Source organism: Mycobacterium sp. Soil_C_30, assembly GCF_057656995.1.
Window position 1 is genome coordinate 115,248 of the sequence record NZ_JBDGJH010000006.1, and the last position, 18,186, is coordinate 133,433.

An 18,186-nucleotide genomic window follows, 5' to 3' on the forward strand; every position below is an offset into this window, starting at 1 on the left:
GGATCAGGCAGTCAGCGAACGACGCCCCTTGCGGCGCCGTCCGGTGACAATCGCGCGACCGGCGCGCGTGCGCATCCGAAGCCGGAATCCATGCACCCGTGCGCGGCGCCGGTTGTTCGGCTGGAAGGTCCGCTTGCCCTTGGCCACGGCTGTCTCTCCTTGTTGCGTCTGGCCACCGACACTCCACCTGCGTTTGCAGGCAAGCACGATGGCCGTTGGTAAGCTCATGCGTCTTGCTCGTAACCGGCGCGGTTCACACGGATCGACAAACCAATCCGGGTTCGCTGCCGTGCCGCCGACGTTCGGGCGACTGTTCGAGGGTACTGACGTGTTTGCGCTGGGTCAAACCTGCTCGTACAGGGACCTCTGCCGGCCCTGAGGGAGCCGCTGAGTACCGAAAACACCACCTTCACAACGGTCCCCGCCGGTCCCGCGCCGGCACGCTGCCGGAAGCTTTACGGAATGTTGTAGAACGGTTGGCACCCTGAGATAAAACTGTTAGCTTCTGCCAATGCCGTTTCCGACCGGGACGGCCCCAGACAACGAAGCGAGGATCCCGGGTCGTCTACCTCGCGGACGTCTCCGCCCTGGTCAACAGCCGGGCCCGTCTGTGAATCGAACCCGCGTCCTGTCGCCGCTAGACTGCCAGGCGAGGACAACCGTCCTGTCCACATCTGTGGATAACTTTGTGGACAGTTTTGTCGGCCAGGTGAGTTTCGCGTGAAAGTTGGGAAGTTTGAGCCAGGGGGGATCTGTCGTTGACCGATGATCCCGGTATCGCCTTCGCCACGATGTGGAGTGAGGTCGTTTCCGAACTCAACGGTGACCACTCCTTCGGGTCGGGCAGCAACGGCGAAAGTCTCATCCGGCCGCTCACTCCCCAGCAACGTGCCTGGCTGAAGTTGGTGCGGCCGCTGACCATCGTCGAAGGCTTCGCCCTGCTGTCGGTGCCGAGCAGTTTCGTGCAGAACGAGATCGAACGGCACCTGCGTATCCAGATCACCGACGCCCTCAGCCGGCGGCTCGGCCAGCGGGTCGAACTCGGCGTACGCATCGCGCCGCCCGAGGACACCGCCGACGACACCTCGGCACCCCCTTCTGCCCCGCCCCCCGCCAGTGCACCTGAACCCTCCGACGCCGACGAGGTCGACGAGGACAGTGAGGCGTTGGCCAGTGCGCACGAGAGTTGGCCGTCGTATTTCAACGGCCACCGCAACGCCCAGTCCACGCCCGCGTCCGAAGGTGCCAGCCTCAACCGTCGCTACACCTTCGACACGTTCGTCATCGGCGCCTCCAACCGGTTTGCGCACGCCGCCGCCCTCGCCATCGCAGAAGCTCCGGCCCGCGCGTACAACCCCCTGTTCATCTGGGGTGAGTCCGGTCTGGGCAAGACGCATCTGCTGCACGCCGCGGGCAACTATGCGCAACGACTCTTCCCCGGCATGCGCGTGAAGTACGTCTCCACCGAGGAATTCACCAACGACTTCATCAACTCGCTGCGGGACGACCGCAAGGTGGCGTTCAAGCGCAGTTACCGGGACATCGACGTCCTGCTGGTCGACGACATCCAGTTCATCGAGGGCAAGGAAGGTATCCAGGAAGAGTTCTTCCACACCTTCAACACCCTGCACAACGCGAACAAGCAGATCGTCATCTCCTCGGACCGGCCGCCCAAACAGCTGGCCACCCTCGAAGACCGGCTCCGTACCCGGTTCGAATGGGGCCTGATCACCGATGTGCAGCCGCCCGAACTCGAGACCCGCATCGCCATCCTGCGCAAGAAGGCGCAGATGGAACGCCTGGACGTGCCGCCCGACGTGCTCGAGCTCATCGCCAGCAGTATCGAGCGCAACATCCGCGAGCTCGAAGGCGCGCTGATCCGGGTGACGGCCTTCGCGTCGTTGAACCAGACTCAGATCGACAAGGCACTGGCGGAGATCGTGCTCCGTGACCTGATCGCCGACGCCGGCACCATGCAGATCAGTGCGGCCACCATCATGGCGGCCACCGCGGAGTACTTCGACACCACCGTCGAGGAGCTGCGCGGCCCGGGTAAGACCCGCGCCCTGGCTCAGTCGCGCCAGATCGCCATGTATCTGTGCCGCGAGCTCACCGACCTCTCCCTGCCGCGTATCGGTCAGGCTTTCGGCCGCGACCACACCACCGTGATGTATGCGCAGAAGAAGATCCTCAACGAGATGGCTTACCGCCGAGAGGTCTTCGATCACGTCAAGGAATTGACCGCGCGGATCCGTCAGCGCTCCAAGCGCTGAAACACACCCTTTCTGTTCGTCGGTACCGCGTGTCGTGCGCGTGTCGCCGCGGACGATCCTGCCGAAAAATTTCGTCACAGTGACCACACGCGTCTCGTCGTGTCCTGTGGACGGGGCTGTGCACAACCTGGTTACGCGCCCCCACAAACCTGGGAACGATCCGCACAACCCGACCGTGTCCACAGCCGCGGTCGCACCTGCGGACAATCATCCACTGATTCTCCACAGCCCCGTCACCGCTCTGGACTGCGGCGAAGCGGTGTCATCCCCAACATGCACAGCCCCTATTACTGTTACTCATCTATATCTCTAGATTTCTCTTCAACAGAAGGGGCTTGGGGAGATCTGCTCAACACCCAGTCCGTCCCAGCTCCGGAGCGAAATTGTCAGCGCGATCGATTAGCTTTCAAGTTCCAGGAGAAAGCTCTACGGTGGTTCTTCGACTGCGGCTACGGTCGTTGTGGCGGGGCTGGGTTCAATGACGTCATGGCGGTGTCTTGGTTCGTCCGGGAAGCCGTCGACGCTGAGCAACGCTGGACGTGATTTTTGTGATTGAAGGGACGCTATGGCCGTGGCCACGACGACAGTGGGACTGACCGATTTGAAGTTCCGCCTGGTCCGGGATGATTTCGCCGACGCCGTGGCATGGGTGGCACGTAACCTCCCGTCCCGGCCGACGGTGCCCGTGCTCGCCGGTGTGCTGCTGACCGGGTCCGATGAGGGCCTGACCATCTCCGGTTTCGACTACGAAGTCTCGGCCGAGGTGCAGGTGGCAGCCGAAATCGCTTCTCCAGGAAGCGTTTTGGTGTCAGGCCGGCTGCTCTCGGACATCACCCGCGCGCTGCCCAACAAGCCGGTGGACGTCAGTGTCGAAGGCACTCGTGTGTCACTGACCTGCGGTAGCGCACGTTTCTCCCTGCCCACCATGGCCGTCGAGGACTACCCGACCCTGCCGACCCTGCCGGATGACACCGGCGTGGTGGCCGCTGACCTGTTCGCCGAAGCCATCGGCCAGGTCGCGGTGGCCGCCGGCCGCGACGACACGCTGCCGATGCTCACCGGCATCCGCGTGGAGATCTCCGGTGACAATGTGGTGCTGGCCGCCACCGACCGTTTCCGGCTCGCCGTCCGCGAGGTGACCTGGTCATCGGATGGCGCGGGCACCGAGGCCGCTGTCCTGGTACCGGCGAAGACCCTCGCCGAAGCAGCCAAGACCGGAACCGCCGGCACGGATGTGCACCTGTCGCTGGGCTCCGGGCCCAGCGTGGGCAAAGAGGGGCTGCTCGGTATCCGCAGCAGCGGCAAGCGCAGCACCACACGACTTCTCGACGCCGAGTTCCCCAAGTTCCGGCAGCTGCTGCCGAATGAGCACACCGCGGTGGCCACCATCGGCGTGGCCGAGCTCACCGAGGCCATCAAGCGCGTGGCGCTGGTCGCCGACCGTGGGGCGCAGGTGCGGATGGAATTCGATGCCGGTGTGCTGCGGTTGTCGGCCGGCGCCGACGATGTCGGCCGGGCCGAGGAAGACCTTCCGGTGGAATTCGCCGGCGAACCGTTGACCATCGCGTTCAACCCCACCTATCTGACCGACGGACTGAGCTCCCTGCACTCGGAGCGGGTGTCGTTCGGTTTCACCACACCGAGCAAGCCCGCCGTGCTGCGGCCGGCTTCCGGAGATGACACCGACGCGACGCCCACAGGTAACGGTCCGTTCCCCGCGCAGCAGACGGATTATGTGTATCTCCTGATGCCGGTCCGCTTGCCGGGCTGATCCGCTAGCCACCAGGGATTCAAGGGAAAGGGTTTCGCATGCAGTTGGGTCTCGTGGGCCTGGGCAAAATGGGCTTCAACATGCGCGAACGGCTGCGTGAGGGCGGGCACGAGGTGGTGGGGTACGACCCCCGCCCGGAAGTCAGCGACGTGCCGTCGCTGGCAGCCTTGGCCGAAGCCCTCGAGGCACCGCGCGTGGTGTGGGTGATGGTGCCGTCGGGCCCGATCACCCACGACACCATCGTCTCCCTGGCTGAGGTGCTGGGTGAAGGCGATCTGGTGATCGACGGCGGCAACTCGCGCTACACCGAGGACGCCCCACACGCAGAATTGTTGGCGCAGAAGGGAACCGGGTTCGTCGACGCCGGGGTGTCCGGTGGTATCTGGGGTCTGACCGAAGGCTACGGGCTGATGGTCGGAGGTACCGACGCCGACATCGAACGGTTGATGCCGATCTTCGATGCGTTGCGTCCTCCGGGGCCGCGCGAGGACGGCTTCGTCCACGCCGGTCCGGTGGGAGCCGGGCATTTCACCAAGATGGTGCACAACGGTATCGAGTATGCGTTGATGACCGCCTATGCCGAGGGTTACGAGGTGCTGGCGGCCGAGGACCTGGTCAAGGATCCCCAGGCGGTGTACCAGGCGTGGACCAATGGCACCGTGGTGCGGTCCTGGCTGCAGCAGTTGCTGGCGAAGGCACTGAAAGAGGATCCGGGCCTGGCCCAGATCAGCGGCTACACCGAGGATTCCGGGGAAGGCCGGTGGACGGTGGAGGAGGCGATCCGGCTGCGGGTCCCGGTGCCCAGTATCGCCGCGGCGCTGTTCGCTCGCTTCCTGTCCCGTCAGGAAGACTCCCCGACCATGAAAGCCGTTGCGGCACTGCGTAATCAATTCGGCGGCCACGCGGTCAAGCGGGTCGGGCTGTCCGGATAACCTGCGTTGTTCGTCCGACACCTCGGTTTGCGTGATTTCCGGTCCTGGGAGACAGTCGACCTGGACCTGGAACCGGGGCGCACCGTCTTCATCGGGCCGAACGGCCACGGAAAGACGAATCTCGTTGAAGCGCTGTGGTATTCGTCGACGCTGAATTCGCACCGGGTGGCCACGGACGCACCGTTGATCAGGGCCGGCGCCCCGCGTGCACTGGTGTCGACGATCGTCGTCAACGAAGGCCGGGAACTGGCAGTCGATCTGGAGATCGCCGCCGGACGCGCCAACAAGGCGCGGTTGAACAGGTCGCCGGTGCGCAGCCCTCGCGAGGTGCTCGGCGTTCTGCATGCGGTGTTGTTCGCCCCTGAGGACCTGGCACTGGTGCGCGGCGACCCCAGTGAGCGTCGTCGTTATCTCGATGATCTGGCTACCGTGCGCCGCCCCCGAATCGCCGGTGTGCGTGCGGATTACGACCGTGTGCTCAAACAGCGCACCGCTTTGCTCAAGACCGCCTCCGGTGCCAGGTTCCGCGGCGACCGGTCGGCGTTGGACACCCTCGACGTGTGGGATGGGCACTTGGCGGTGCACGGAGCGCAGCTCATCGCGGCGCGGTTGCAACTCGTCGCGGCCTTGGCCCCGGAGGTGGAGAAGGCCTACCAGGTGCTGGCGCCGTCGTCGCGGCCGGCGTCGATCAACTACCGCAGTTCGATCGAGCAGGTCCGGGAACCCGGAGCCGCACAGGACCCCGAGTTCCTGGAAGCGGCCTTGTTGGATGCGTTGGCGAGGCGCCGTGACGCCGAACTGGAGCGCGGCGTGTGCCTGGTGGGTCCGCACCGCGATGATCTGGAGTTGTATCTGGGCGAGCAGCCGGCGAAAGGCTTTGCCAGTCACGGGGAGTCGTGGTCGATGGCGCTGGCCTTGCGGTTGGCGTCCTACGAACTGCTGCGTGGTGAAGGCACCGATCCGGTGTTGCTGCTCGACGACGTTTTCGCCGAGTTGGACACCGCGCGGCGGCGCGCCCTGGCCGGGGTGGCGGCATCGGCCGAACAGGTGCTGGTGACGGCCGCGGTGGAAGAAGATGTACCGGCCGAGTGGGATGTTCGGCGGGTTCACATCGATCTGCAGGACTCCGACAATGGACGAATCTCGGTGGTGACGTCGTGACAGAGGAACGTGACGGGTCGGCTCCGGACACCCCTCCCCCACACCTGGCGGGAATGGACCTGGTGCGACGGGCCCTCGAGGAGGCGCGTGGTGCGGCGCGCAGCCAGGGTAAGGACACCGGGCGAGGCGGGCGCTCCCCGGTCACCCGGCGCACGGTGGCCGGACGGGGTCGGCGCACCTGGTCGGGGCCCGGTCCCGATCATCGGGACCCGCAGACCCTCGGCGCGGCCACCCGTGACATCTCGAAAAACCTCGGTTGGAGCAAGCGGGTGGCCGAGGGCGCGGTGTTCGGTCAATGGGGCACCGTGGTAGGTGAGCAGATCGCCGAGCATGCCACGCCCACTTCGTTGCGTGACGGTGTGCTCAGTGTGACGGCGGAATCGACCGCGTGGGCGACGCAGCTGCGGATGGTCCAATCACAACTGCTGGCCAAGATCGCGGCCGCCGTCGGCGACGGTGTGGTGACATCGATGAAGATCACCGGACCGACCGCGCCGTCCTGGCGTAAGGGCCCGTTGCACATCGCGGGTCGCGGACCCCGCGACACCTACGGCTGATCGGCTGTCGATCTTACCCGTTCAGAGCCGCAGTGAGCCGGTTTTGTGCCCGGGAAGCCGTCGTGAGGCACCTGTGGCCGAGAAGTTCTCTGCACGGCGCAACTAGCCAGGTGGAAACGCGCCCTGAGCATCGGTGCTGTCGGTCGCAAGCGGTAGAATCGTGAGGTAAGACCTGCTGCGGTGCTCGACCGCGCATGCACAACCCCAAGGAGACGCGTCCAACGTGGCTGCCCAAGACCAGTATGGTGCCGATTCGATCAAGGTTCTCGAAGGACTCGAAGCAGTACGTAAACGTCCCGGTATGTATATCGGTTCCACCGGGGAACGAGGCCTCCACCATCTCATCTGGGAAGTCGTCGACAACGCGGTTGACGAAGCCATGGCCGGCTTCGCCACCAAGGTCGACGTGCGCATCCTCGAAGACGGTGGTGTCGAGGTCACCGATGACGGCCGCGGTATCCCCGTCGCCATGCACGCGACGGGCATTCCCACCATCGACGTGGTGATGACCGTCCTGCACGCCGGCGGCAAGTTCGAAGAGGGCGCCTACCAGGTGTCCGGGGGTCTGCACGGCGTGGGCGTCTCCGTGGTGAACGCACTGTCGACGCGCCTCGAGGCCGATGTCCGCAAGGACGGTTTCGAGTGGTTCCAGACCTATGACAAGTCGGTACCCGGCACCCTCAAGCAGGGTGACAAGACCAAGGAGACCGGTACCACCATCCGGTTCTGGGCCGATCCCGACATCTTCGAGACCACCACCTACGACTTCGAGACGGTGGCCCGGCGGCTGCAGGAAATGGCATTCCTGAACAAGGGCCTGACCATCAACCTCAGCGACGAGCGTGTCACCGCCGTCGAGGTGGTCGACGACGTGGTCAGCGACACCGCCGAAGCGCCGAAGTCGGCGGAAGAGAAGGCCGCGGAATCGGCCGCGCCGCACAAGATCAAGCACCGCACCTTCCATTACCCCGGCGGCCTGGTCGACTTCGTCAAGCACATCAACCGCACCAAGAACGCCATCCAGGCAAGCGTCATCGATTTCGACGGCAAGGGCCCCGGTCACGAGGTCGAGATCGCCATGCAATGGAACGCGGGCTACTCGGAGTCGGTGCACACCTTCGCCAACACCATCAACACCCATGAGGGTGGTACGCACGAAGAGGGTTTCCGTGCCGCGCTCACCACGGTGGTGAACAAGTACGCCAAAGACAAGAAGCTGCTCAAGGACAAGGATCCGAACCTCACCGGTGACGACATCCGCGAAGGTCTGGCGGCGGTCATCTCGGTGAAGGTGTCCCAGCCCCAGTTCGAGGGGCAGACCAAGACCAAGCTCGGTAACACCGAGGTTAAGTCGTTTGTGCAGAAGATCTGCAACGAAGAGCTGCAGCACTGGTTCGATGCCAATCCTGCCGAGGCAAAAACCGTTGTGAACAAAGCAGTTTCGTCCGCGCAGGCCCGTATCGCGGCGCGCAAGGCCCGCGAGCTGGTGCGCCGCAAGAGCGCCACCGACATCGGCGGCCTGCCCGGCAAGCTGGCCGACTGCCGGTCCACCGATCCGAGCAAGTCCGAACTGTATGTGGTGGAGGGTGACTCGGCCGGCGGCTCGGCCAAAAGCGGCCGCGACTCGATGTTCCAGGCGATCCTGCCGCTGCGCGGCAAGATCATCAACGTCGAGAAGGCCCGTATCGACCGGGTGCTGAAGAACACCGAAGTCCAGGCCATCATCACCGCGCTGGGCACCGGTATCCACGACGAGTTCGACATCGCCAAGCTGCGCTATCACAAGATCGTGCTGATGGCCGACGCCGACGTCGACGGGCAGCACATCTCGACGTTGCTGCTGACCCTGCTGTTCCGGTTCATGCGACCGCTGATCGAGAACGGGCACGTGTTCCTGGCGCAGCCGCCGCTGTACAAGTTGAAGTGGCAGCGCAGCGAGCCGGAGTTCGCCTACTCCGACCGCGAGCGCGACGGCCTGCTCGAGGCCGGCCGGGCCGCGGGTAAGCGGATCAACGTCGACGACGGCATCCAGCGCTACAAGGGTCTGGGTGAGATGGACGCCAAGGAACTGTGGGAAACCACCATGGATCCGTCGGTGCGGGTGCTGCGCCAGATCACCCTCGACGACGCCGCGGCCGCTGACGAGCTGTTCTCGATCCTGATGGGTGAGGACGTGGAGGCCCGCCGCAGCTTCATCACCCGAAATGCCAAAGACGTTCGCTTCCTCGACGTCTGACGACGTTGCGTCTCAATGACAACCGGTAGAAGGAACTAGATGACTGACACCACGTTGCCGCCTGGCGACGAAGCCGGCGACCGGATCGAACCGGTCGACATCCAGCAGGAGATGCAGCGCAGCTACATCGACTACGCCATGAGCGTGATCGTCGGCCGCGCGCTGCCGGAGGTGCGCGACGGTCTCAAACCCGTGCACCGCCGTGTGCTGTACGCCATGTACGACTCCGGTTTCCGGCCGGACCGTGGGCACGCGAAATCCGCCCGCTCCGTTGCGGAAACGATGGGCAACTACCACCCGCACGGCGACTCGTCGATCTACGACACCCTGGTCCGCATGGCCCAGCCGTGGTCGCTGCGCTACCCGCTGGTCGACGGCCAGGGCAACTTCGGTTCGCCGGGTAACGATCCGCCAGCGGCGATGCGGTACTGTCTCTCGGGCGATGCTCTCGTGCGGCTGCCCCTGGGGCAGGCTGTGCGCATAGACGGTGTGGTTCCGGGTGCCAAACCCAACTCCGACAACGCCATTGATCTGAAGGTCAATGACCGGCATGGTAATCCCGTGACAGCTGACCGGCTGTTCCATTCCGGTGAGCATCAGACTTACACGGTGACCACGTCCGAGGGCTACACGGTCACGGGTACCGAGAACCATCCGCTGCTGTGTTTGGTGGATGTCGGCGGTGTTCCGACCTTGCTGTGGAAACTGGTCGAGGAGATTCGACCAGGTGACACAGTGGCGCTGCAGCGCACCGAGCCAATGGAATTCGGCCCAGCAGACTGGGAGGCAACCCTCGAGGCGCTACTGGCGGGGGCCTTCATCAGCGAGGGTTATGTATCGGAAACCCGCGCCGGGTTCGCGAACCTCGATGTCGACTACTTCACCATGGTCGTTGCGGCCTATGATGCGGTGGTCGGTGGGAATCGGTGCGTTTGCCTCAAGGCGAACGGGTCTTATTCCCCTATTCATACTCTGAGTGTTGGCAATACCTCAGCACTTCAGAAGAGCCGCCTGTGGAGCCTCGTCGGCCAGAAGTCCTCGGACAAGTTCGTCCCCGACTGGATCTGGCAGTCGCCGGCGGCCGTGAAACGCGTCTTCCTGCAGGCGTTGTTCGAAGGCGATGGCTCCTGCTCGAGCCTGCCGCGTAACACGATCCAGGTTTCCTACTCGACGCGCAGCGAGCAGCTGTCGAAGGACGTTCAACAGATGCTGTTGGAGTTCGGTGTCGTGTCTCGCCGATACCGCCATGCGGTTGGTGAGTACAAGGTCGTCCTGACCAATCGCGCTCAGGCAGAACTGTTCTCCCGCCAGATCGGTTTCGGCGGCATCAAGCAGGACAAGTTGCTCCGTATCCTCGCCGAGCTTCCGGCTGATGCGGCGGGGCTGGATCGCGACTTCGTTCCTGGCTTGGCGCGCTTCATCCGTGAGCACAGCGGCGGACGTTGGGCCGACAAGGAATGGCTTCGCAAACACAACATCGACAGGGTTTCCCGCTGGCAGCGTGACGGGGCTGAAATTCTCAGCCATATCGCCGATCCCGATGTTCGTGCCATCGCCACCGACCTCACCGACGGCCGGTTCTACTACGCCACGGTGGCGTCTGTCGAGGATGCGGGCGTCCAACCGGTGTACAGCCTGCGGGTAGACACCGAGGACCACGCCTTCGTCACCAACGGGTTCGTCAGTCACAACACCGAGGCCCGACTCACTCCCCTGGCCATGGAGATGCTGCGTGAAATCGACGAGGAGACAGTCGATTTCATTCCGAACTACGACGGCCGGGTCCAGGAGCCGACGGTTCTGCCGAGCCGGTTCCCCAACCTGCTGGCCAATGGTTCCGGCGGTATCGCCGTCGGTATGGCCACCAACATCCCGCCGCACAACCTCCGGGAGTTGGCCGAGGCCGTCTACTGGTGCCTGGAGAACCACGAGGCCGACGAAGAGGCCACGCTGTCCGCGGTGATGGAGCGGGTCAAGGGGCCCGACTTCCCCACCCACGGTCTGATCGTCGGGTCACAAGGAATCCAGGACACCTACACCACGGGTCGCGGTTCCATCCGGATGCGCGGCGTCGTCGAGATCGAGGAAGACAGCAAGGGCCGCACTTCCCTTGTCATCACTGAACTTCCGTATCAGGTCAACCACGACAACTTCATCACCTCGATCGCCGAGCAGGTGCGCGACGCCAAGCTCAGTGGCATCTCGAACATCGAGGACCAGTCCAGTGACCGGGTGGGCCTGCGGATCGTCATCGAGCTCAAGCGTGACGCCGTGGCCAAGGTGGTGCTGAACAATCTTTACAAGCACACCCAGCTGCAGACCAGCTTCGGTGCCAACATGCTCTCGATCGTCGACGGCGTGCCGCGCACGTTGCGGCTGGATCAGCTGATCCGCCTGTACGTCAACCATCAGTTGGACGTCATCGTGCGGCGCACCCGGTACCGGTTGCGCAAGGCCAACGAGCGGGCCCACATCCTGCGTGGTCTGGTCAAGGCACTCGATGCCCTCGATGAAGTGATCGCGTTGATCCGGGCTTCGGCCAGCGCCGATGTGGCACGCACCGGCTTGATGGAGCTGCTGGATGTCGACGAGATCCAGGCCCAGGCGATCCTGGACATGCAGCTGCGCCGCCTGGCGGCCCTGGAACGCCAGCGCATCGTCGACGACCTGGCCAAGATCGAAGCCGAGATCGCCGATCTCGAGGACATCCTGGCCAAGCCGGAGCGCCAGCGCGCCATCGTCCGCGACGAGCTCAAGGAGATCGCCGAGAAGTACGGCGACGACCGTCGCACCCGGATCATCGCCGCCGACGGCGACGTCACCGACGAGGATCTGATCCAGCGCGAGGACGTCGTCGTCACGATCACCGAAACCGGCTACGCCAAGCGCACCAAGACCGACCTGTACCGCAGCCAGAAGCGCGGCGGCAAGGGCGTCCAGGGCGCGGGGCTCAAGCAGGACGACATCGTGGCGCACTTCTTCGTGTGCTCGACGCATGACTGGATCTTGTTCTTCACCACGCAGGGACGGGTGTATCGCGCCAAGGCCTACGACCTGCCGGAGATGTCGCGGACCGCACGCGGCCAGCATGTCGCGAACCTGCTGGCCTTCCAGCCGGAGGAGCGCATCGCCCAGGTCATCCAGATCAAGAGCTACGAGGACGCGCCGTATCTGGTGCTGGCCACCCGCAACGGGTTGGTGAAGAAATCCAAGTTGGTGGACTTCGACTCGAACCGTTCTGGCGGCATCGTCGCGGTGAACCTGCGTGACGGTGACGAGCTGGTGGGTGCGGTGCTGTGTTCGGCCGAAGACGATCTGCTGCTGGTCTCGGCCAACGGTCAGTCGATCCGCTTCTCAGCTACCGATGAGGCACTGCGGCCGATGGGCCGGGCCACCTCCGGTGTGCAGGGTATGCGCTTCAACGAAGACGACCGGTTGCTGTCGCTCAATGTGGTGGTCGAGGGCACGTATCTGCTGGTCGCGACGGCCGGTGGCTATGCCAAGCGGACCTCCATCGACGAGTACACGGTGCAGGGTCGCGGTGGCAAAGGCATCCTCACGATCCAGTACGACCGGCGTCGTGGCAGTCTTGTCGGAGCATTGATCGTCGATGACGAGACAGAGCTGTACGCCATCACCTCGGGCGGCGGGATCATCAGGACCGCGGCCCGCCAGGTTCGCAAGGCCGGACGTCAGACCAAGGGTGTTCGGTTGATGAACCTCGGCGATGGCGACACACTGTTGGCGATCGCGCGCAATGCCGAAGATTCGGACGCTGAGGATCTCGAGGCCGTTGACGGCAACGAGCCCGAGGCCTGACGGTCGCGCTGACAAGTGAGCCGCTGACGCGGCGACCACAAGGAGCACAGTGAGTTCACCGAAGGAACCGGGCCACAACGGACCCGGGGATGGCGCCGCCAACGGGCACACCGGCGAGCGGGCCGGAGCAGGCGCCAGGCCTGCTCCCCCGCCCGCCCGGGTGGGAGAGCAGGGACCTCCGACCCAGCGGCTGAGCGACGGCGGCGACGTCCCGCCGTGGCAGCGCGGATCGGGTCGCCCCCAGCAGTCCGGTCCGGTGCGGCCGGTCGAGTCCCAGCGCACCGAACAGCAGCGCCCAGCGGCCCAGGAGAACCGTCAGGCGCGCTACCTGGCCGGCTCCGCCGCCCCGGGTACGGCGGTGCAGACGCCCACCGACTCGGATCTGCCCCGCCCCAAGGAGTACGCCAGCGAGTTGCCGGATCTGTCCGGTCCGAACCCACGCAGCGGGCCGCGTAAGCCGGCTGACCCCGCAGCGCAGCGGTCCGGCGGCGGTAACCGTGTCCAGGTGGCTCCGGGCCGGAGCAAGGGCGGGCCGGTGCGGGCCAGTATGCAGATCCGTCGCGTCGACCCGTGGAGCGCGCTGAAGGTGTCGCTACTGCTGTCGATCGCGCTGTTCTTCGTGTGGATGATCGCGGTGGCGATCCTGTACCTGGTCCTCGGCGGCATGGGTGTGTGGACGAAGTTGAACAGCAATGTCGGCGATCTGCTGACCAGCACCGGCGGCAGCGGCGGCGAGCTGGTCTCCAGCGGCACGATCTTCGGCGGCGCGCTGCTGATCGGCCTGGTCAACATCGTGGTGCTGACCGCTCTGGCCACGGTCGGGGCGTTCATCTACAACCTCACCACCGACATCGTCGGCGGCGTGGAAGTCACCTTGGCCGACCGGGACTGAGCCGTTTTGGTTGCGGGGGCACCCGTGCGGTAATCTCGTCGCTCGGTTGTCCCACGTACGGGCCTATAGCTCAGGCGGTTAGAGCGCTTCGCTGATAACGAAGAGGTCGGAGGTTCGAGTCCTCCTAGGCCCACCAAAGCCCGCGGACGGCCAACAGGAAGGGTGCACCGTGAAACGGTTGCTCGTGCTGTTGGCGGTCATCGCAGCGGGTGTGGCGGTGATACGGTCCCGGCGGGGTGTCGAAGTCTGGCACACGGCCGACGATCCCACCGGCGACAAGGGGCCTTAGCTCAGTTGGTAGAGCGCTGCCTTTGCAAGGCAGATGTCAGGAGTTCGAATCTCCTAGGCTCCACACTTCTCGATCATCACGACCATGCCGAGTTCCACGGCATGGTCGTTTGTGTTTTCACGGGCTGGCGAGCGCGGACTGCGGGCCTCCGGGCAGGGGTTACAGTGTGCCGGCCAGGGATTCTCACGCGTTGTCGGCGACGAGTTCGAGCCATGCGCTCTGCGACGTGATCGAGGCCATCGACGAGCTGAAAGTCGGTATCGTGCACATTCGTTCCGAAGAACCCCCCGGGCGATGAGCGGCGCGCTGGACGGCGTGGTCGTCGCCGACTTCTCCAGGGTCCTGGCAGGGCCCTACGCCACCATGATGCTCGCCGACATGGGCGCTGAGGTGATCAAGATCGAGCGGCCCGGACTCGGCGATGACACCCGGTCGTGGGGACCCCCGTACGACTCCCAGGGCACCGCGACGTACTTCACGTCCGTGAACCGCAACAAGTCCTCTGTCGTGATCGATCTGCACACCGCCGAGGGCATTACCGCAGCACGGGAGATCGTCGCGAGGGCGGATGTGCTGGTGGAGAACTTCAGGGCCGGCACCATGGAGCGTTTCGGGCTCGGATACGAACATCTGCGCGAGGAGTTCCCGGCGCTGGTGTACTGCTCGATCACCGGTTTCGGCGCGGGCGCCGGGGCGGCACTGCCCGGTTACGACCTGCTGGTGCAGGCGATGGGCGGGTTGATGAGCATCACCGGACCCGATGCTGGCACGCCTACCAAAGTGGGCGTGGCCGTCGTCGACATCATCACAGGCCTGCACGCGGCCACCGGGATCCTCGCCGCGCTGCGGCACCGGGACCACACCGGGGCAGGACAACTCGTGCACACAGCGCTGCTGCCGTCACTACTGTCGGCCCTGACCAACCAGGCCTGCGCCTATCTGGGCGCCGATGCGCATCCCACCGCGATGGGCAATCGTCACCCCAGCATTGCGCCGTACGAGACGTTCGACACTGCCGATCGGCCCATCGCACTGGCCGTTGGCAATGACAAGCAGTTCGCCGCGCTGGCCGGCGTGCTCGGCCACCCGGAGTGGGCGCGGGATCCCCGCTTCGTCACCAACGCCGCACGGGTGGGGCACCGTACGGAACTGATCGAGTTGCTCACCGCCGCCCTGCGCACCGCCACCGCCCCGGAGTGGACCGCACGGCTCACCGAGGTGGGAGTGCCTGCAGGACCGGTGAATTCAATTGCCGAGGCATTCGACGCCGCGGCCGCGCTCGGGCTGCAACCGGAAGCCGTGATCCCGGGTTCGCCGGTGCGCACGGTGCGAAATCCGATCGAGTTCTCACTGACCCCGGTGACGTACCGGTCGGCTCCGCCGGCGCTCGGCTGACCGGCTAGGGCCGGGGTTCGACCTGCACGCTGGGCGGGAGCGGCGAAGGTTCGGGCTGGCGCGTGCGGCGGATCACCGAGAAGGCCACCGCGCCCACTCCCAGTACCGCGACACCGGCGCCGGCGAGCACCAGCAGGCGGGGACGCCGACGGGGCTTGCGGGCGTCCTGGATCGCGGCGGGCAAGGTGGCGACCACTGCCTGGGCGGCGCTGAGCTCGCGGGCCACTGTGCCCTGGATGACGTCCTGCGCGGCGGCCAGCTCCTTGCGCAGCCGGCTCTTGCGGTACTGCTGCCGGACACTGGCGGCGGTGGCAGACACCGATTGTGCGCTCAGGCCTACGGCGCCGCGGGCGATGTCGACGGGACCCACGGCGGTGTGGGCGAGGCCGCGGCCCAGACGCTGGCGCGGGGTCAAGCGGGAGTCGGTCTTGGAAGTCATGGAATGCCTCTCTGCGACGGTCAGCACGGACTTTAGAGCCTGCCATCAACGGCAAGCACACGGGTCCGATGCGGGCAGGCAGTGGGTCCCACCGGAGCGTTCATCCGGCAGTGGCAGACTGTGAAACCGTGACTAGCTCCATTCAGACCGCCACTGCAACGCTGCACACCAATCGTGGCGACATCAAGATCGCGCTGTTCGGTAACCACGCCCCCAAGACCGTCGCGAACTTCGTCGGGCTGGCTCAGGGCACCAAGGAGTACTCGACGGAGAACGCGTCGGGCAGTGCCTCCGGCCCGTTCTACGACGGTGCGGTGTTCCACCGCGTCATCGAGGGCTTCATGATCCAGGGTGGTGACCCCACCGGCACCGGCCGCGGCGGACCGGGCTACAAGTTCGCCGACGAGTTCCATCCGGAACTGCAGTTCGACAAGCCGTATCTGCTGGCCATGGCCAACGCAGGCCCGGGCACCAACGGCTCGCAGTTCTTCATCACCGTGGGCCAGACTCCGCACCTGAACCGCCGGCACACCATCTTCGGTGAGGTTGTCGACCCCGAGTCGCAGAAGGTGGTCGACGCCATCGCCACCACCGCGACCGATCGCAACGACCGTCCCACCGAGCCGGTGGTCATCGAGTCGATCACCATTTCTTGATGTCGTCCTGACGGACGTCGGCGGCGCGCTGACCACTGCGGTGGTCGGTGCGCCGCTGTGCTTTTCAGCGGGTGTAGCCGGCGGCTGTCAACGCGTCGAGCACCTCGAGCGGGTTGGTCCCCAGATCCCAGCGGGTGAAGACGTGTAGCCGCTCGTCGGTGGACTCGATCTCCAGGAGTTGGACTTTCCGGCCGATTCGCCGGAACTCGGTGATCCTGATCAGCGCGATGTCGGAGCGCTGCAGATGCCTGGTCGAGAACCAGTTGCGGATCTCCAGCCCGGAGGCGGTGATTGCTAGTTTCGGGCGTGCGCGCCACGAGAAGCTTGCAAACACAATCAGACCCACTGCGGCAACCCCGGTGAGGAACCGGCCGGGCGCGTCTGTGATCAGAGTCACACACGCGATAGCCATCACCAGACCGGCAAGGCCCAGAGCTGCGACTCCGGCCGTACGAGGGCCCCAACTAGTTTGCTGGACGGCATTCATAGGGTGCCTCACCACTGCAGACGAAGTTATCCACAAGCGCTATCCACAATGGGGATGAATAACACGCGTGTGATTGGCGGCCGGATCGTTGCCGATCTGGCCGGCCAGTTCCGACGGGTTCGAGTTCAGAGAGTCTGCGTGGGAGGTCAGCGCCACCGCATCGTCAGCAAAAGACCGGTGATCATGAAGGCAAAAGCAATTGCGTAGTTCCACGGACCCAGATCGGCCATCCACTGCAACTCCGAGGACGCGAGCTGGAACACCAGCAGCCAGGCCAGTCCGATGAGCATCAGGCTGATGAAAAACACCACGAACCACACCGGTGACGGCCCGGCTTTCACCTTGACCGGCGTGCGGCTGACCGGGTTGACGGTGAAGTCGTTCTTCTTGCGAACCTTGGACTTGGGCATGGTTACCTTCGTGGGGCGGTCAAACGGGTGCGACGATGGATAGGACCTGACCGAGCCTAGCCCAGCCGAGCCCGTACCCGAGAATTCCCGAGCGGGGAGGACCACATGAAAAACGACACGTCCACCACCCGGGCCGCTGCCTGGCGCTGGGGTGTACCGGTGGTCTGCCTGCTGGCCGGGCTGTTGTTGGCCGCCACCCACGGCGTGTCAGGAGGCGACGAGATCCGCCGCAGTGATTCGCCGCGCCTGGTCGACCTGGTGCGGCAGTCCCAGCGATCGGTGGACCGGCTCAGCGCCCAGCGCGACGACCTGGCCTCGGCGATCGACAACACCCACGGCGGTTCCTCCGATCGCGCACTGGCCGCCATGCAGGCCCGCGCGGCGGAACTCTCCGACGAAGCCGGGGTGGACGCCGTGCAGGGCCCGGGGCTGATCATCACCTTGACCGACGCTCAGCGCGACGCCAACGGCCGGTTTCCCCGCGACGCCTCCCCCGACGACCTGGTGGTGCACCAGCAGGACATCCAGGCCGTGCTGAACGCGCTGTGGACGGCCGGCGCCGAAGCCATCCAGATGCAGGATCAACGGATCATCGGCACCTCGGCGCCCCGCTGTGTGGGCAACACGTTGCTGTTGAACGGTCGTACCTACAGCCCGCCGTACACGATCATGGCGGTCGGCAACGTCTCGGCCATGCAATCCGCGCTGGCCGACGCACCGCTGGTGACGCTGTACAAGCAGTACGTGGTGCGATTCGGGCTCGGCTACACCGAGCAGGTGCAGGACGAGATCAACATCGTCGGGCACAACGAACCGCTGCGGATGCGCTACGCCCAGCCCACCGGCCCGATCAGCTACTGACGGGGGCC

15 protein-coding genes and 2 tRNA genes are annotated in these 18,186 nt (G+C 65.2%); 13 read left to right on the forward strand and 4 right to left on the reverse strand.

Going from position 1 to position 18,186, the window contains the following annotated elements; all coding sequences use genetic code 11:
- Positions 1–3: 3 nt before the first annotated feature.
- Entirely contained in the window at positions 4–147 is a 144-nt protein-coding gene (gene rpmH, locus AC3A6P_RS13485) for a 50S ribosomal protein L34 (RefSeq protein ID WP_005142265.1), read from the reverse strand.
- A 611-nt stretch (positions 148–758) separates the two neighbouring features.
- On the opposite strand from rpmH, the gene dnaA reads away from it, so the two are divergent.
- The 11 genes from dnaA to AC3A6P_RS13540 all read left to right on the forward strand — a co-directional run bounded on the left by dnaA (position 759) and on the right by AC3A6P_RS13540 (position 15,325).
- Positions 759–2,273, forward strand: coding sequence for a chromosomal replication initiator protein DnaA (dnaA, locus tag AC3A6P_RS13490; RefSeq protein ID WP_487692070.1), 1,515 nt, complete (start codon positions 759–761; stop codon positions 2,271–2,273).
- A 565-nt stretch (positions 2,274–2,838) separates the two neighbouring features.
- Entirely contained in the window at positions 2,839–4,044 is a 1,206-nt protein-coding gene (gene dnaN, locus AC3A6P_RS13495; RefSeq protein ID WP_487692071.1) for a DNA polymerase III subunit beta, read from the forward strand.
- A gap of 38 nt (positions 4,045–4,082) precedes the next feature.
- Positions 4,083–4,976, forward strand: a complete 894-nt coding sequence (gene gnd / locus AC3A6P_RS13500) for a phosphogluconate dehydrogenase (NAD(+)-dependent, decarboxylating) (RefSeq protein WP_487692072.1) — start codon at positions 4,083–4,085, stop codon at positions 4,974–4,976.
- 6 nt (positions 4,977–4,982) lie between these two features.
- The gene (gene recF, locus AC3A6P_RS13505) at positions 4,983–6,137 is read left to right on the forward strand and encodes a DNA replication/repair protein RecF (protein WP_487692073.1); all 1,155 of its coding nucleotides are present in this window, start codon (positions 4,983–4,985) and stop codon (positions 6,135–6,137) included.
- Positions 6,134–6,694, forward strand: a complete 561-nt coding sequence (locus tag AC3A6P_RS13510) for a DUF721 family protein (protein WP_487692074.1) — start codon at positions 6,134–6,136, stop codon at positions 6,692–6,694. The genes recF and AC3A6P_RS13510 overlap by 4 nt, the downstream gene beginning before the upstream one ends.
- A gap of 175 nt (positions 6,695–6,869) precedes the next feature.
- Positions 6,870–8,930 carry a DNA topoisomerase (ATP-hydrolyzing) subunit B gene (gene gyrB, locus AC3A6P_RS13515; protein WP_487692339.1) on the forward strand — a complete coding sequence of 687 codons (2,061 nt, stop codon included), beginning with the start codon at positions 6,870–6,872 and terminating at the stop codon, positions 8,928–8,930.
- A 39-nt stretch (positions 8,931–8,969) separates the two neighbouring features.
- Positions 8,970–12,749 carry an intein-containing DNA gyrase subunit A gene (gene gyrA / locus AC3A6P_RS13520; protein WP_487692075.1) on the forward strand — a complete coding sequence of 1,260 codons (3,780 nt, stop codon included), beginning with the start codon at positions 8,970–8,972 and terminating at the stop codon, positions 12,747–12,749.
- A gap of 49 nt (positions 12,750–12,798) precedes the next feature.
- Entirely contained in the window at positions 12,799–13,641 is an 843-nt protein-coding gene (locus tag AC3A6P_RS13525; protein ID WP_487692076.1) for a DUF3566 domain-containing protein, read from the forward strand.
- Positions 13,642–13,700: 59 nt separating this feature from the next.
- A tRNA-Ile gene (locus AC3A6P_RS13530) sits at positions 13,701–13,777 on the forward strand.
- Between the two features lie 143 nt (positions 13,778–13,920).
- Positions 13,921–13,993: transfer RNA gene (locus AC3A6P_RS13535), tRNA-Ala, on the forward strand.
- A gap of 231 nt (positions 13,994–14,224) precedes the next feature.
- Entirely contained in the window at positions 14,225–15,325 is a 1,101-nt protein-coding gene (locus tag AC3A6P_RS13540; RefSeq protein ID WP_487692077.1) for a CaiB/BaiF CoA transferase family protein, read from the forward strand.
- Between the two features lie 4 nt (positions 15,326–15,329).
- On the opposite strand, the gene cwsA is transcribed toward AC3A6P_RS13540, so the two are convergent.
- Positions 15,330–15,764 (reverse strand): cell wall synthesis protein CwsA, encoded by a 435-nt coding sequence (gene cwsA, locus AC3A6P_RS13545; protein ID WP_487692078.1) that lies wholly within the window; start codon positions 15,762–15,764, stop codon positions 15,330–15,332.
- Positions 15,765–15,874: 110 nt separating this feature from the next.
- On the opposite strand from cwsA, the gene AC3A6P_RS13550 reads away from it, so the two are divergent.
- The gene (locus AC3A6P_RS13550) at positions 15,875–16,420 is read left to right on the forward strand and encodes a peptidylprolyl isomerase (RefSeq protein ID WP_487692079.1); all 546 of its coding nucleotides are present in this window, start codon (positions 15,875–15,877) and stop codon (positions 16,418–16,420) included.
- Positions 16,421–16,484: 64 nt separating this feature from the next.
- On the opposite strand, the gene AC3A6P_RS13555 is transcribed toward AC3A6P_RS13550, so the two are convergent.
- Both AC3A6P_RS13555 and crgA read right to left on the reverse strand, forming a co-directional pair.
- Entirely contained in the window at positions 16,485–16,907 is a 423-nt protein-coding gene (locus tag AC3A6P_RS13555) for a PH domain-containing protein (protein ID WP_487692080.1), read from the reverse strand.
- 146 nt (positions 16,908–17,053) lie between these two features.
- Positions 17,054–17,317: a cell division protein CrgA gene (gene crgA / locus AC3A6P_RS13560; protein ID WP_487692081.1), complete on the reverse strand. Its 264-nt coding sequence runs from the start codon at positions 17,315–17,317 to the stop codon at positions 17,054–17,056.
- Positions 17,318–17,422: 105 nt separating this feature from the next.
- Between crgA and AC3A6P_RS13565 the strand changes: the two genes are divergently transcribed.
- Positions 17,423–18,178, forward strand: coding sequence for a DUF881 domain-containing protein (locus AC3A6P_RS13565; RefSeq protein WP_487692082.1), 756 nt, complete (start codon positions 17,423–17,425; stop codon positions 18,176–18,178).
- Positions 18,179–18,186 lie beyond the last annotated feature (8 nt).

Coding starts and splice junctions, on each gene's coding strand:
- dnaN (WP_487692071.1), top strand. CDS start 2,839: ATGGCCGTGGCCACGACGACAGTGGGACTGACCGATTTGAAGTTCCGC.
- gnd (WP_487692072.1), top strand. CDS start 4,083: ATGCAGTTGGGTCTCGTGGGCCTGGGCAAAATGGGCTTCAACATGCGC.
- gyrA (WP_487692075.1), top strand. CDS start 8,970: ATGACTGACACCACGTTGCCGCCTGGCGACGAAGCCGGCGACCGGATC.
- AC3A6P_RS13540 (WP_487692077.1), top strand. CDS start 14,225: ATGAGCGGCGCGCTGGACGGCGTGGTCGTCGCCGACTTCTCCAGGGTC.
- cwsA (WP_487692078.1), bottom strand. CDS start 15,764: ATGACTTCCAAGACCGACTCCCGCTTGACCCCGCGCCAGCGTCTGGGC.
- AC3A6P_RS13555 (WP_487692080.1), bottom strand. CDS start 16,907: ATGAATGCCGTCCAGCAAACTAGTTGGGGCCCTCGTACGGCCGGAGTC.
- crgA (WP_487692081.1), bottom strand. CDS start 17,317: ATGCCCAAGTCCAAGGTTCGCAAGAAGAACGACTTCACCGTCAACCCG.
- AC3A6P_RS13565 (WP_487692082.1), top strand. CDS start 17,423: ATGAAAAACGACACGTCCACCACCCGGGCCGCTGCCTGGCGCTGGGGT.